The organism is Rhizobium sp. SG570 (genome assembly GCF_012275345.1).
Classification (GTDB): Bacteria; Pseudomonadota; Alphaproteobacteria; order Rhizobiales; family Rhizobiaceae; genus Rhizobium; species Rhizobium lusitanum.
The window spans coordinates 33,642-46,499 of record NZ_JAAZQI010000013.1; the positions used below are offsets into that span (position 1 = coordinate 33,642).

At 61.6% G+C, this 12,858-nt stretch carries 15 protein-coding genes and 1 tRNA gene; 11 read left to right on the forward strand and 5 right to left on the reverse strand.

Features of this window, described 5'->3' with window-relative positions; translation table 11 throughout:
- Nucleotide 1: 1 nt before the first annotated feature.
- Complete coding sequence (locus FHT28_RS24010) at nucleotides 2-589, reverse strand: TetR/AcrR family transcriptional regulator (RefSeq protein WP_047553457.1); 588 nt, start codon at nucleotides 587-589, stop codon at nucleotides 2-4.
- Nucleotides 590-821: 232 nt separating this feature from the next.
- On the opposite strand from FHT28_RS24010, the gene FHT28_RS24015 reads away from it, so the two are divergent.
- The 4 genes from FHT28_RS24015 (at nucleotide 822) to FHT28_RS24030 (ending at nucleotide 4,016) form a co-directional block, all read left to right on the forward strand.
- Nucleotides 822-2,120: an MFS transporter gene (locus tag FHT28_RS24015; protein WP_047553461.1), complete on the forward strand. Its 1,299-nt coding sequence runs from the start codon at nucleotides 822-824 to the stop codon at nucleotides 2,118-2,120.
- 142 nt (nucleotides 2,121-2,262) lie between these two features.
- Nucleotides 2,263-2,347 (forward strand) — tRNA-Leu (locus FHT28_RS24020).
- Between the two features lie 545 nt (nucleotides 2,348-2,892).
- Nucleotides 2,893-3,486, forward strand: a complete 594-nt coding sequence (locus tag FHT28_RS24025; protein WP_037196680.1) for a YqaA family protein — start codon at nucleotides 2,893-2,895, stop codon at nucleotides 3,484-3,486.
- 17 nt (nucleotides 3,487-3,503) lie between these two features.
- The gene (locus FHT28_RS24030; protein ID WP_168597548.1) at nucleotides 3,504-4,016 is read left to right on the forward strand and encodes a disulfide bond formation protein B; all 513 of its coding nucleotides are present in this window, start codon (nucleotides 3,504-3,506) and stop codon (nucleotides 4,014-4,016) included.
- A 115-nt stretch (nucleotides 4,017-4,131) separates the two neighbouring features.
- Here the strand turns inward: FHT28_RS24030 and FHT28_RS24035 are convergent, their stop codons facing one another.
- On the reverse strand, nucleotides 4,132-4,689 hold the full coding sequence (locus tag FHT28_RS24035) for an HNH endonuclease (RefSeq protein ID WP_037196682.1): 558 nt from the start codon (nucleotides 4,687-4,689) through the stop codon (nucleotides 4,132-4,134).
- Between the two features lie 110 nt (nucleotides 4,690-4,799).
- The gene (locus FHT28_RS24040; protein WP_168597549.1) at nucleotides 4,800-5,444 is read right to left on the reverse strand and encodes a DNA-3-methyladenine glycosylase; all 645 of its coding nucleotides are present in this window, start codon (nucleotides 5,442-5,444) and stop codon (nucleotides 4,800-4,802) included.
- 43 nt (nucleotides 5,445-5,487) lie between these two features.
- Between FHT28_RS24040 and gluQRS the strand changes: the two genes are divergently transcribed.
- Nucleotides 5,488-6,369, forward strand: coding sequence for a tRNA glutamyl-Q(34) synthetase GluQRS (gene gluQRS, locus FHT28_RS24045; protein WP_168597550.1), 882 nt, complete (start codon nucleotides 5,488-5,490; stop codon nucleotides 6,367-6,369).
- Here gluQRS and FHT28_RS24050 read toward each other — a convergent pair.
- Nucleotides 6,334-7,254, reverse strand: a complete 921-nt coding sequence (locus FHT28_RS24050; RefSeq protein ID WP_037196685.1) for a YihY/virulence factor BrkB family protein — start codon at nucleotides 7,252-7,254, stop codon at nucleotides 6,334-6,336. The two genes, gluQRS and FHT28_RS24050, sit on opposite strands and share 36 nt — an antisense overlap.
- Before the next feature lie 98 nt (nucleotides 7,255-7,352).
- Here FHT28_RS24050 and FHT28_RS24055 point away from each other — a divergent pair, with 98 nt between their 5' ends.
- The 6 genes from FHT28_RS24055 to FHT28_RS24080 all read left to right on the forward strand — a co-directional run bounded on the left by FHT28_RS24055 (nucleotide 7,353) and on the right by FHT28_RS24080 (nucleotide 12,030).
- Nucleotides 7,353-8,186: an SDR family oxidoreductase gene (locus FHT28_RS24055; RefSeq protein ID WP_112440338.1), complete on the forward strand. Its 834-nt coding sequence runs from the start codon at nucleotides 7,353-7,355 to the stop codon at nucleotides 8,184-8,186.
- A 118-nt stretch (nucleotides 8,187-8,304) separates the two neighbouring features.
- On the forward strand, nucleotides 8,305-8,508 hold the full coding sequence (locus FHT28_RS24060; RefSeq protein WP_037196687.1) for a twin transmembrane helix small protein: 204 nt from the start codon (nucleotides 8,305-8,307) through the stop codon (nucleotides 8,506-8,508).
- Between the two features lie 13 nt (nucleotides 8,509-8,521).
- Nucleotides 8,522-9,100, forward strand: a complete 579-nt coding sequence (locus tag FHT28_RS24065) for a cob(I)yrinic acid a,c-diamide adenosyltransferase (protein WP_168597551.1) — start codon at nucleotides 8,522-8,524, stop codon at nucleotides 9,098-9,100.
- A gap of 197 nt (nucleotides 9,101-9,297) precedes the next feature.
- Nucleotides 9,298-10,047 carry an electron transfer flavoprotein subunit beta/FixA family protein gene (locus FHT28_RS24070; RefSeq protein ID WP_112440333.1) on the forward strand — a complete coding sequence of 250 codons (750 nt, stop codon included), beginning with the start codon at nucleotides 9,298-9,300 and terminating at the stop codon, nucleotides 10,045-10,047.
- A gap of 27 nt (nucleotides 10,048-10,074) precedes the next feature.
- Nucleotides 10,075-11,004: an electron transfer flavoprotein subunit alpha/FixB family protein gene (locus FHT28_RS24075; RefSeq protein ID WP_037196690.1), complete on the forward strand. Its 930-nt coding sequence runs from the start codon at nucleotides 10,075-10,077 to the stop codon at nucleotides 11,002-11,004.
- Between the two features lie 147 nt (nucleotides 11,005-11,151).
- The gene (locus FHT28_RS24080; protein WP_034511539.1) at nucleotides 11,152-12,030 is read left to right on the forward strand and encodes a 3-hydroxybutyryl-CoA dehydrogenase; all 879 of its coding nucleotides are present in this window, start codon (nucleotides 11,152-11,154) and stop codon (nucleotides 12,028-12,030) included.
- Between the two features lie 160 nt (nucleotides 12,031-12,190).
- On the opposite strand, the gene FHT28_RS24085 is transcribed toward FHT28_RS24080, so the two are convergent.
- Entirely contained in the window at nucleotides 12,191-12,856 is a 666-nt protein-coding gene (locus FHT28_RS24085) for a TlpA disulfide reductase family protein (RefSeq protein ID WP_168597552.1), read from the reverse strand.
- Nucleotides 12,857-12,858: the final 2 nt, after the last annotated feature.

The following is a 12,858-nucleotide window of genomic DNA, read 5'->3' on the forward strand; positions in this document are numbered from 1 at the left end:
GTCAGCCCTCGTCTTTACCCGGCGGAGGCGTCAGCTCCTGCCGGGTTGCCGACAGGAATTCCTGCGACAGCGCCGGATCGTCCATCGCCCGCGCCAGGATGACGGCGCCGACCATGGCCGAAAGGCTGGCAAAGGCCTTGCGGCGACGGTCCTCCGGCGCTTCGCCGGGAACAATCTGCTCGAGGACATCAACCAGTCCCATCAGGCCGCCGGTAAAGGTCGATTGCATTTCGGGGCCATGACGGCTGACCTCCTGCGTCAGTGCCGCGAAGACACAGCCGGTCGCATGCTCGACGACGTTGCGATGCGAGAGGTAATGGGCAAGCAGCGCTTCGAGCGGCTGCTCCGGCGAGCTTGCCGCCACTTCCTTCCAGCGCTCGAGCGAGCGCGACACCAGCGCCTTGCTCGCCTCGCAGGCCAGCTCGTCCTTCGATTCGAAATGACCGTAGAAGCCGCCATGCGTCAGGCCGGCGGCCTTCATGATCTCGGCGACACCGATGCCGTCAAAGCCCTTTTCGCGAAAAAGCTCTCCCGCGACCGCAAGAATCTTCTCGCGGTTCTCGGCGAATTTTTCCCGGCTCACTCTCATCAAAAAACTCCATCAGAGCTTCAATAAATATGAATTGACAATTTATATGATGGCCATCATCAATACGCAACAAATATGATTGCAATCATGTAAATGCCTTTACACGAACGTTCAAGCCGGGAGAGCGGCATGGCGCTACAAGCGAAAACGGCCCCCCGGTCTTTCGCGGAAAAGCGCTTCCACCGCTCGCCCAACCTGACGCCAAGACACGAAACTTTATTGGAACGCACTCATGGTCTCCACCGCTCTTGCTTCGACGCTCGCCCGGCGCAACATCCATTATGGATGGGTGGTCGTCGGCGCCACCTTCCTCACCATGCTCGTCACGGCCGGCGCCATGGGCGCGCCCGGCGTGCTCATCAAGCCGCTGCAGGACGAGTTCGGCTGGAGCACGTCGTCGATCTCCTCGGCGCTCGCCGTCCGGCTGTTGCTGTTCGGCCTGATGGGGCCTTTCGCCGCCGCCTTCATGAATTATTTCGGCGTTCGCAAGGTCATCGTTTTCGCGCTTGCGACCATCAGCGTCGGCTTCATCGGCTCGCTGTTCATGACGCAGGTCTGGCAGCTGCTGCTCTGCTGGGGCATCATCGTCGGCTTCGGCACCGGGCTGACCGCCATGGTGTTGGCGGCGACCGTCTCGACCCGCTGGTTCACCAAGCATCGCGGCCTGGTCATCGGCATGCTGTCGGCGAGCTCCGCCACGGGACAGCTCGTCTTCCTGCCGCTGATGGCCGAGCTGACGACGCGCTACGGCTGGCGCGCGACCGTGATCTTCGTCTGCGGCATGATCGTCGTTGCCGCCTTCATCGTACTGCTTTTGATGCGTGACCGCCCCTCGGACGTCAATCTGCCGCTGGTCGGCGAGATCCACGTCACGCCTGCGCCGCCCGCCACCAAGAACCTGAAGGCCGCACTCGCCTCGCCCCTGTCGGTCCTGAGGGAGGTATCCACGACCTCCACCTTCTGGATCCTGTTCGCCACCTTCTTCATCTGCGGCCTGTCGACCAACGGCCTGATCCAGACGCATTTCGTCACGCTCTGCGGCGATTTCGGCATCGTCCCGGTCGCAGCAGCCAGCATGCTCGCCGTCATGGGCATTTTCGATTTCTTCGGCACGATCGGCTCGGGCTGGCTGTCCGACCGCTTCGACAATCGCTGGCTGCTCTTCTGGTATTACGGGTTGCGCGGCCTGTCGCTGGTCTATCTGCCCTTCAGCAACTTCACCTTCTACGGACTGTCGATCTTCGCCGTCTTCTATGGCCTCGACTGGATCGCCACCGTGCCGCCGACCGTCAAGATCGCCGCCGATCGCTTCGGCCGCGAAAAGGCCGGCCTCGTCTTCGGCTGGGTCTTTACCGGCCACCAGCTCGGTGCCGCAACCGCCGCCTATGGCGCCGGCCTCACCCGCACCGAACTCAACACCTACCTGCCGGCCTTCTTCGTCGCCGGCGCCTTCTGCCTGCTCGCCGCGATCCTCGCGATCACGCTGCAAAAGTCCGGCTCCGCCACGAAGGGCCCGGCCCTGGCCCACTAGGCTCCGCAACGCAAAAGCCCATGGCGTCCACCCACGCCATGGGCCAAACCGCAACCCTGCGGAAACACTCGCAATATCTGCCCCACCCGGCTTGCGCGCCCCGCCGATCACATGCTAGACAGCCGCCTCGTCAGGATCCGTTGCCCCATTGGCGGAATTGGTAGACGCGCTCGACTCAAAATCGAGTTTCGAAAGAAGTGCTGGTTCGACTCCGGCATGGGGCACCATCTTTCAGGCAATGCAAGCTGCCTTCACACTGGTACACGCGCAGCGCTTCAACAAAAACTCCCGTTCGGCTGCCCAGATTACTGCACGACCCTTGTTCGGCCATGCATCCTTTAAATGTCTCGTTTGAGGCAAAAGCACCGGCAATCCAGTACCTGCCGGCAATTACCTGCGTGTCGGAAGCTCGACCACTACAGATTGCTTTTGCCCGCTCAATTTGCCCTTGCTCTGTAGATGAAACGCGGTGCCAACCATTAGATGCGCTGCCGTTGCATCCGGCGAAGATCGCCCCCATAATTACGATATAAATTGCGCGTACTGATACCTCCCGAGATTCTTGACCTGAGGTTTCTATTCATTGTTCTAAAACACGCAAAACGGGAGATTCGCGCAGTCTTCCCACGAAAGCAAGATGGCGGTATCTTTGAACGCCAAACTCCCCACCATCACGAAAAATTTTGATTTTGTGCGGCTTCCGTCACCCGGCGACCATTTACAGCCATAATCCTGCCCCCTAAAGGTTTGCAACGCAGCAACAGGGGACCTCATGCTTCGAAGACTTTACGACTGGACCATGTCGCTCGCCGGCCGCAAATCGGCGGAAATCTGGTTGGCTGTTATCGCCTTCGTCGAGAGCTCCATCTTTCTCGTTCCTGCGGACGTGCTGTTCCTGCCGATGTCGCTCGCCAAGCCCGAGCGCGCCTGGCGCTATGCGCTGACGGCAACGGTCGCCTCGGTACTCGGCGGCATTGCCGGCTGGGCGCTCGGCTATTTTGCCTTCGAGGCCATCGCCAAGCCGATCCTGGAATTCTACGGGAAGCTCGACGCCTTCAACCAGATGAGCGCCGGCGTCACCTATGGATGGGTGGTGCTGCTGCTGATCACCTCTGGCCTTGCGCATCTGCCGCCGATCAAGGTGGTGACCATCCTGTCCGGCGTCGCCCATATCGATCTCGGCCTGTTCATCGTCTCGGCGATCGTTGCCCGCGGCGCCCGCTTCTTCTTCCTGGCCTTCCTGCTGCGCCGCTATGGCGAATCCATCCGCCATTTCATCGAGAAGCGCCTCGGTCAGATCACCATGGCCGCAGCTGCCGTGCTGATCATCCTCTACCTCATCTTCCATTATGCCCTGGCGCGCTGACCAAGGAGCCCCCACGCATGTCCACGACCTCGCCTTCCCGACGCGCCGGCCTTAGCTATAGCGTGCTGCTGACGCTCGGCATGATCGTCGTCATCGGTTCGGCCCTCGGCTTCCAGCATATCGGCGGCTACATTCCCTGCGCCCTCTGCCTGGATCAGCGCCAGCCCTATTACTATGGCATTCCGGTCGCCATCGCCGCCGCGCTGTCGGCCGTCGCCGGCATGCCCTCCTGGATCACGCGGGGGCTGCTGGCCATCGCCGGCCTGATGATGATTGTCGGCGGCGGTATCGGCGTCTATCACGCGGGCGTCGAATGGCATTTCTGGGCAGGACCGACGACCTGCTCGACGACGGCCAGCAGCATGACGCAGAATGCCGGCGACCTCTTGAACGAGCTCAGCACCATCAAGGGGCCTTCCTGCACGGAAGCCGCCCTGCGCATCCTCGGCCTGTCGATGGCCGGATGGAATGTGATCGCCAGCATCATCCTCGCCGCAATCGCCTTTGTCGGCGTGAAGAAGGCGGCCTGATCTGGCCAATCGGCAGCATCTTTCGTATGCCGCTCCTCCGATACCCCCTCTGTCACTGTCGTGACAAAGGGGGTGACGCGCTCCGCGAAAACGGCCGCGAAAGAGGCGCCATCCCTTACGGCTGCAGTTCCGAATCCCAGTAGAGATAGTCGAGCCAGCTGTCGTGCAGGTAGTTCGGCGGGAACAGGCGGCCGTTGTTGTGCAGGTCCTGCACGGTCGGCTGATAGGGCTTCTGCGCCGGGAACATGCCGGCCTGCTTCGGCAGCTTGCTGCCCTTGCGCAGATTGCACGGCGAGCAGGCGGCCACCACGTTCTCCCAGGTCGTCTCGCCGCCATGGGCGCGCGGGATGACGTGATCGAAGGTCAGGTCGTCATGCGAGCCGCAATACTGACATTCGAACCGGTCACGCAGGAAAACGTTGAACCGGGTGAAGGCGGGATTGCGGGATGGCTGCACGTATGTCTTGAGGCAGACGACGCTCGGCACCCGCATCGAGAAGCTCGGCGACGATACGCAGTGGTCGTATTCAGCAATGATATTCACACGGTCAAGGAAAACCGCCTTGATCGCGTCCTGCCAGGACCAGAGCGACAAGGGGTAATAACTCAGCGGCCTATAGTCAGCGTTCAGGACGAGCGCCGGTAAGGACTGCGGGGAGACTGCAATCGTCAAGGAACCCTCCTGATCGATTCGGCATCTGCACCTGTATATTAGGCCGGTTGTTACAGGATTGTGAAGTCCAATAAATTCAGTGCATAAAGGCAAAACCAAGGAAACGCTGGTTAAACGATAGGCAGCGCATCCCGCCGGGTTTTCGCGGCGTAATAGGCCCAGAAAAGCCGGGCCGCGACCGAGCGCCAGGGCGCCCAAACCGCCGCTTCCCGGGCCAGAGCCTTGGCCGGCGGCCGTTCTTCATAGCCGAAAGCCATGCCGACGGCGGCCTGCAGCGCCACATCGCCGACCGGAAACACATCTGCGTGACCAGCACAAAACATCAGGTAGACCCCGGCCGTCCAGGGGCCGATTCCCTTGATGGCCATCAGCTCGGAGAGCGCCTTTTCAGGTGATTCGTCGCAGAGCGCATGCAGATCGAGGCCGCCTCCAACGACGGCATCGGCCACGCGCGCCAAGGTATCATGCTTGATTCGCGACAGGCCGAAGGCTCGCCAGGCGTCCGGCTCAAGGCCGGCATAGCCATCGGCGGTCACGCTTCCCAGCCGTGCCGTCATCCGCCCCCAGATCGCATCGGCGCTGGCGCGCGACACGACCTGCGAGACGATGATATGGGCAAGCCCCTCGAAGCCCGGCTCGCGCAGCCGCAGCGGCACCGCGCCCGCCTCTGCGGCAACGGGCCGCAGGCGCGGATCGAGCTCCAGCAGGGCGGCCAATCCCCGTTCGATATCGCCATCGTCGCGAATGATCTGCATGGCGTCTCGTAGTCTCCGGTTTAAATTCGTGGCAGAAGAAAGCATGATCGAGATATCCCGTCAAAAGCCGAAATTCCGCTTTGCCCCGAGCCCGAACGGCCCGCTGCACCTCGGCCATGCGCTGTCGGCCATCCTCAATCACGAGATGGCGGCCAAGGCCGGCGGCGATTTCCTGCTGCGTATCGAAGACATAGATCAGGCCCGCTGCACACTCGATTTCGAAGCCGGCATCCTCACCGATCTCGCCTGGCTCGGTCTTCGCTGGCAGGAGCCGGTGCGCCGGCAGTCCGAACATTTTCCGGCTTACCAGGAGGCCCTGCAGGCGCTCATCGAGCGCGGCCTCGTCTATCCCGCCTTTCTGACGCGCGGCGAAGTCAAGGCCAGGGTGACAGCCTTCGAGGCGGGCGGCAGGCCTTGGCCCCGCGATCCGGACGGCACGCCGCTCTATCCCCCTGACGATCGCGAGCGTGACGATGCGGAGCGGCAGCGCCTGCTGGAGGCCGGCCTCAGGCATGCCTGGCGTCTCGATATGGAAAAGGCCATGGCGGCGACGAATGGGCCGCTCCACTGGCGGGAAAGCGGCGATGGCGAGAGAGGCGATATAGCAGCCGATCCGGCCGCCTGGGGCGACGTCGTGTTGTCACGTTCCGACGCGCCGTCGAGCTACCATCTTTCCGTTGTCGTCGATGACGCCGTGCAGGGCATTACCCATGTCGTGCGTGGCCTCGACCTTTTCCACGCCACCTCGATCCACCGCCTGTTGCAGACCCTGCTCGGCCTGCCCGAACCGCTCTATCATCATCATCGCCTGGTCCTCGACAGCGACGGCCGGAAGCTTTCCAAGAGCATGGGCGATACCGGCATTGCCGAATGGCGCAGGCAGGGCCTGTCACCGGCGGAGCTTCGCCGCCGCATCGGCCTCTGACGACGCCTTTTCCGCTGCGCGGCTTGCTGCCGCCTTGCCGAAGAGCAGGCGCCGCACCCGGAACTTCATCAGCGCGGCGTTGATCTCCGCCCCCATGATGAAGATCACGGCAAGCATATAGAGGAAGATCAGCACGATCATGACAGATGCCAGACCGGCATAGGTGGCGGTATAATTGGCGAAGGTCGAAAGATAATAGGCAAAGAGCAACGCGCCGATCGACCAGAAAACCATCGTCAGCACCACGCCGGGGATGACGTCGAGCAGGCGGCGCCGACCGGCCGCCAGCCACAGATGCAAGATCAGCAACCCGGCCAGCAGCAGGAAAATGGTGCCGTAGATTCGCCAGCTGAAGACGATATCAAGGATATCGGCCAGCGCCGGCACCCATTGCCTGGCATAGTTGACCGCCAGCGGCACGGCGACGAGCAGGATGCTCAGGATCGCAAAGATCAGCACCGCGATCAGCACATAGCCAAGACTGGCAAGACGATTGAAATACCAGGGTCGCGTCTCCAGCACGCGGTAGGCACGGTTAAGGGATATGCGCAGCGCCTCGACGCCGTTCGAGGCGAAATAGGCAGCCGCAAGCACCGAGATCGTCAAAAGGCCGCCGCGCGGGATCGTCAGCACCTGCACCACCTGATCCGCCACGGGCTTGGCGATCGCCTCCGGCCAGGTATCGAAGATGAGATGCACGGCCGTGGACGAAAACTGGCTCGCGCCGAGAAAGCTTGCCAGCGCCGTGCCGAAGATCAGAAAGGGGAAAACCGCCAGCAGCGTCGAAAGCGCCACATGGCTTGCCATGGCGAAGCCGTCATCCTCGACGAAATGAAACACCGCATCGTAAACCACCTTGTAAACCGTCCGCAGGACTGTCGGCATTCCATCTCCACTTGACCTCGGCATTCACCCGCCGGTTGTCGATTGTGTCGGCCCCCCAAATATGGGAAACGAGTTTCTGTTTGTACAGGAAACATCCTATGACAGAACAACGCATTATCCTGCTAACTGGTTGCTCGTCCGGAATCGGCGCTCACTGTGCCCGGGCGTTGCAGACGGACGGATGGCGCGTTTTTGCAACCGTGCGCAGAGAGGAAGACCTCGGCCCGCTCGAAGCCGACGGCATTGAAGCGCTGCTCATGGATTATACGCGACCCGAGACGATTTCGTCCGTCGTGGCAACGCTGCGTGAACGGACGGGCGACCGCATCGACGCTCTCTTCAACAACGGCGCCTACGGTCAGCCAGGGGCCGTCGAGGATCTCACAACCGAAGTTCTGCGCGAGCAGTTCGAGACCAACTTCTTCGGCTGGCACGAACTGACGCGCCAGATCATTCCGCTGATGCGCAGGCAGGGGCATGGCCGCATCGTCAACTGCTCGTCCATTCTCGGGCTCATTCCCTATCGCTTCCGTGGTGCCTACACGGCCTCGAAATTCGCGCTGGAAGGTCTGACGATCACGCTCCGGATGGAGCTGCAGGACAGCGGCATCCATGTCAGCCTGATCGAACCCGGCCCGATCGCGACGCGCTTCACCGCCAATGCGCTCGCAAAGATCCGCGAGCATATCGACCTCGAAGGCTCGGCTCATGCCGCTGAATACCGCCGGCAGCTGCGGCGGCTTGATGGCTCGGGTCCGATCAGTAAACATAAATTGGGGCCCGAAGCGGTCTACGATGTGTTAAAATTGGCTTTGAATGTGAAAAATCCGCGTCCACATTATCTTGTAACCACCCCTGCCAAGCAGGGCGTCCTCTTGAAAAGGCTATTGCCGGCTAACCTTTTCTATCGTCTGATGCGCCGGCTGGATTAGAGCAATCCCAGGAAAAGCGCTGAGCGGTTTTCCTGGGATTGCGGAAGAATAATGAGAAAGAGCGGATCGGAGAGCCCAGGAAAGGCTGAACTGCTCTGAAGACAAGGATGGAGGAGCCATGTCGACCGTTACTTATATCGCCGCCGTCATCGTCATGGGTCTCGTCGCGATCGTTCTCGTTCGCGGCCTGCTGAACATGATGAAAGGCGATAATCCCAACCGTTCGAACCGGCTGATGCAGCTGCGCGTCCTGCTGCAGGCGATCGCAGTCATTCTGATCATGCTCACGCTCTGGCTGACGGGCGGCGGGCGCCCCGCCTGACAACAGGAAGACGATGGTCAAGCTCAACAAGATCTACACCAAGACCGGCGATGACGGCACGACTGGCCTCGTCGCCGGCCCGAGGCGGCTGAAGCACGATCTGCGCGTCGAAAGCTACGGCACCGTCGACGAAACCAATTCCGCGATCGGCGTCGCCCGGCTGCACACGGCCGATATGCCCGATCTCGACGCCATGCTGATGCGCATCCAGAACGATCTCTTCGATCTCGGCGCCGATCTTTCGACGCCGGAAACGGATGAGCCGCCGGCCTACGAACCGCTGCGCATTGTCGATCATCAGGTCGAACGCCTCGAACACGACATAGATGCACTCAACGCCGATCTCGAGCCGCTGAAGTCCTTCGTTCTCCCCGCCGGCCGCCCTGCGTCCGCCCATCTGCACCTCGCCCGGACAATCGCGCGGCGCGCCGAACGCCTCATGGTGGCGCTGTCCCGCAGCGAGGGCGAGCGCGTCAGCCCGGCGGCGCTGAAATATGTCAACCGGCTGTCCGATTTCCTCTTCGTTGCCGCGCGTCATGCCAACGACCATGGGCGGGCCGATGTGCTCTGGGTTCCCGGCAAGAATCGGTAGCGGGACGTTTCCCACACTCGGGGCGCATTTTTATTGACGTTAACGTAAACGTTATTTACACCCCTAAAGCAATTTGCCTGTCTGCGGCATGGAAGCGTTGTAATTGGGAAAAAAACGCGTATCCATGTCGCCATTCGACAAACGGAGCGGCGCTGAACAGGCCATGGTCTGGAGCGCAGTGTTGAAGGAAGGACCTCATGAAGATTCTCGTCCCCGTGAAGCGGGTAGTTGATTACAACGTCAAGATCCGCGTGAAGCCGGATGGTTCGGGCGTTGAGCTTGCCAACGTCAAGATGTCGATGAACCCGTTCGACGAGATATCGGTTGAGGAAGCGCTGCGGCTGAAGGAAGCCGGCAAGGCCGAAGAAGTGGTGGTCGTGTCGATCGGGCCTGCCAAGGCTGAAGAGACGCTGCGCACGGCGCTTGCCATGGGTGCCGACCGCGCCATCCTGGTCGAGACCGACGATGCCGTCGAGCCGCTCGCCGTTGCCAAGATCCTGAAAGGTGTCGCGGATGCGGAGCAGCCCGGCCTGATCATCGTCGGCAAGCAGGCGATCGATGACGATTCGAACCAGACCGGCCAGATGCTGGCTGCCCTTCTCGGCACGGCGCAGGCAACCTTCGCCTCGAAGATCGAGATCGGCGACGGCAAGGCCCAGGTCACCCGCGAAGTCGATGGCGGCCTGCAGACCATCGAGATCAAGCTTCCGGCTGTTGTCACCACGGACCTGCGCCTCAATGAGCCGCGCTATGCCTCGCTGCCGAACATCATGAAGGCCAAGAAAAAGCCGCTCGACAAGAAGACGCCGGCCGATTTCGGCGTGTCGACCGAGCCGCGCCTGAAGGTCCTGAAGACGGAAGAACCTGGTGGCCGCAAGGCGGGCGTCAAGGTCAAGTCGGTCGCCGAGCTCGTCGAGAAGCTCAAGACCGAAGCCGGCGTCCTGTAAACCAGTCCGAACGAGGAGTTAGACATCATGGCCATTCTTCTTCTGGCTGATCACGACAATGCACACCTCTCCGACCAGACCGCCAAGACACTGACGGCAGCGACCAAGATCGGCGGTGACGTCCACGTGCTCGTCGCCGGCTCGGGCGCCAAGGCTGCCGGCGAGCAGGCTGCCAAGCTTTCAGGCGTCTCCAAGGTGCTGGTTGCCGAGGATGCGTCGCTTGCCAACAATCTCGCCGAACCTCTGGCAGCGCTGATCGTTTCGCTGGCCGGTTCCTACGACACCATCATCGGTGCGGCCACCTCGGTCGGCAAGAACGTCCTGCCGCGCGTTGCCGCCCTGCTTGATGTCGCCCAGGTCTCCGAGATCATCGAAGTGGTCTCTTCCGATACCTTCAAGCGGCCGATCTATGCCGGCAATGCCATCCAGACCGTGCAGTCGACCGACGCGAAGAAGGTGATCACCGTGCGCACGGCCTCCTTTGCCGCAGCTGACGCAAGCGGCAATGCCGCGATCGAAAGCATTTCGGCAGCTGCAAACCCCGGTCTTTCCAGCTTCGTCGGCGATGCGCTGTCGAGTTCCGACCGTCCGGAGCTGACGTCTGCCAAGATCATCATCTCCGGCGGCCGCGCGCTCGGCTCGGCCGAGAAGTTCCGCGAAGTCATCCTGCCGGTTGCCGACAAGCTCGGTGCCGCCGTCGGCGCATCGCGCGCCGCCGTCGATGCCGGCTACGCGCCGAACGACTGGCAGGTGGGCCAGACGGGCAAGGTGGTTGCGCCGCAGCTCTACATCGCCTGCGGCATTTCCGGCGCCATCCAGCATCTGGCCGGCATGAAGGACTCGAAGGTCATCGTCGCCATCAACAAGGACGAGGAAGCCCCGATCTTCCAGATCGCCGACTACGGCCTCGTCGCCGACCTCTTCGAAGCACTGCCGGAACTCGAAAAGGCGCTTTGAACGCGCCTATCGATCTTCTCGCAGTTGCGAGAGACTGGAAAATCGTCTCTTATAGGTCTATCAATCTTGCCGGGCTAGAAATAGCCCGGCAAATTTGTGATGTAAAACATAGCGCACCGCCAAGAGCGCGCCGCCGGGGAGTTGGCAATGAGTTCGCTGAAGACGATCGGTATTATCGGCGCCGGCCAGATGGGTTGCGGCATCGCCCACGTATCCGCCATGGCCGGCTACAAGGTCCATATTTACGATCTGTCGCAGGATCGCATCGAAAGCGGGCTTGCCACCATCAACGGCAATCTTGCCCGACAGGTCACCTCCGGCAAGACCAGCGATGAGGACCGAAAGGCCGCACTTGCCCGCATCACCGGATCGAACGACCTCAACGATCTCGCCCAGGTCGATCTCGCCATAGAGGCCGCGACCGAGGACGAAAGCGTCAAGCGCAAGATCTACGCGCAGATCTGCCCAATCCTGAAGCCCGAGGCACTCCTCGCCACCAACACCTCGTCGCTGTCGATCACACGCCTCGCCTCCGCCACCGACCGGCCCGAACGCTTCATGGGCATTCACTTCATGAACCCGGTTCCGGTGATGAAGCTGGTGGAATTGGTGCGCGGTATCGCCACCGATGAATCGACGTTCTCCGCCGCCAGGGAATATGTCACCTCGCTGGAAAAAACGATCACCGTCGCCGAGGACTTCCCGGCCTTCATCGTCAACCGCATCCTGCTGCCGATGATCAACGAGGCGATCTACACGCTCTATGAAGGCGTCGGCACCGTCGATGCCATCGACACCGCCATGCGGCTCGGCGCCAATCACCCGATGGGGCCGTTGCAGCTCGCCGACTTCATCGGCCTCGACACCTGCCTGTCGATCATGCAGGTGCTGCACGACGGTCTCGCCGATTCGAAATACCGCCCCTGCCCGCTGCTGGTGAAATATGTCGAAGCCGGCTGGCTCGGGCGCAAATCCGGCCGCGGCTTCTACGACTATCGCGGCGAAGTGCCGGTTCCGACGCGGTAAAACACCCTCGCCCCAACGGGGAGAGGGTCGCGCGACAGCGCGGAGTGAGGGGGATTACCGGGAATGCCACGGTTCCCCCAGTAGATGAATATGAATGCGACGCACGGCCCTCATCCGCCTTTACGGGAACCTTCTCCCCGAGGGGAGAAGGGGGGAAATATCAAATTCCGGCCGCCGCCTTCACCAGCTTCTTCGCATCGTCGCTATCCCATACCGCCGGCCCGTTCATCGCCGATAGCAGGCAGCCCTTGTCGTCGATCAGCAGCGTCACCGGCAGGCCGAAGGCCAATCCCTGCTTCTTCAGCACATTGAACACGCCCATCGTGTTGTCACGGTAATAGCCGAGCTTGTCGATGGTATATTCCGTGCGGAACGCTTTCGGCTTTTCCTCATCGCCCGTGTCGATGTTGACGGCGACCACCTCGAACTTGTCGTTGCCGACGCTCTTCTCTAGCGCATTCAGCGCCGGCATCTCCTCGCGGCACGGCACGCACCAGGTCGCCCACACGTTCAACAGCACGGTCTTGCCGGCAAAACTGCCGATCGAAAGCGGCTGCCCGTCGGAACCCTTGAAGGACACATCCTTCAGCGAGATCGGCGCCGGCGGCACGCTCATGGCGGCAACCTGCCCCCTGGTGAAGGGCGTCAGAGCGGCGGCGCGATCCTTGGCAGTCCCGCATTGATCGGCTGCGGCCGTTTCACCAATGCCATTGCCATACCCTGCCTCCTTCACGTATACCGCTGCCGCACCGGCGATAACCCCAGCGACGGCGGCAAGCATAACGAGTTTCATGGACGGCAGACCGAACGGCTTCTTTGCTGTCATTT

What these genes read in the sequence shown, in the direction of transcription:
- FHT28_RS24010 (WP_047553457.1), bottom strand. Translation starts at nt 589, where the DNA reads ATGAGAGTGAGCCGGGAAAAATTCGCCGAGAACCGCGAGAAGATTCTT.
- FHT28_RS24015 (WP_047553461.1), top strand. Translation starts at nt 822, where the DNA reads ATGGTCTCCACCGCTCTTGCTTCGACGCTCGCCCGGCGCAACATCCAT.
- FHT28_RS24025 (WP_037196680.1), top strand. Translation starts at nt 2,893, where the DNA reads ATGCTTCGAAGACTTTACGACTGGACCATGTCGCTCGCCGGCCGCAAA.
- FHT28_RS24030 (WP_168597548.1), top strand. Translation starts at nt 3,504, where the DNA reads ATGTCCACGACCTCGCCTTCCCGACGCGCCGGCCTTAGCTATAGCGTG.
- FHT28_RS24040 (WP_168597549.1), bottom strand. Translation starts at nt 5,444, where the DNA reads ATGCAGATCATTCGCGACGATGGCGATATCGAACGGGGATTGGCCGCC.
- gluQRS (WP_168597550.1), top strand. Translation starts at nt 5,488, where the DNA reads ATGATCGAGATATCCCGTCAAAAGCCGAAATTCCGCTTTGCCCCGAGC.
- FHT28_RS24050 (WP_037196685.1), bottom strand. Translation starts at nt 7,254, where the DNA reads ATGCCGACAGTCCTGCGGACGGTTTACAAGGTGGTTTACGATGCGGTG.
- FHT28_RS24055 (WP_112440338.1), top strand. Translation starts at nt 7,353, where the DNA reads ATGACAGAACAACGCATTATCCTGCTAACTGGTTGCTCGTCCGGAATC.
- FHT28_RS24060 (WP_037196687.1), top strand. Translation starts at nt 8,305, where the DNA reads ATGTCGACCGTTACTTATATCGCCGCCGTCATCGTCATGGGTCTCGTC.
- FHT28_RS24065 (WP_168597551.1), top strand. Translation starts at nt 8,522, where the DNA reads ATGGTCAAGCTCAACAAGATCTACACCAAGACCGGCGATGACGGCACG.
- FHT28_RS24070 (WP_112440333.1), top strand. Translation starts at nt 9,298, where the DNA reads ATGAAGATTCTCGTCCCCGTGAAGCGGGTAGTTGATTACAACGTCAAG.
- FHT28_RS24075 (WP_037196690.1), top strand. Translation starts at nt 10,075, where the DNA reads ATGGCCATTCTTCTTCTGGCTGATCACGACAATGCACACCTCTCCGAC.
- FHT28_RS24080 (WP_034511539.1), top strand. Translation starts at nt 11,152, where the DNA reads ATGAGTTCGCTGAAGACGATCGGTATTATCGGCGCCGGCCAGATGGGT.
- FHT28_RS24085 (WP_168597552.1), bottom strand. Translation starts at nt 12,856, where the DNA reads ATGACAGCAAAGAAGCCGTTCGGTCTGCCGTCCATGAAACTCGTTATG.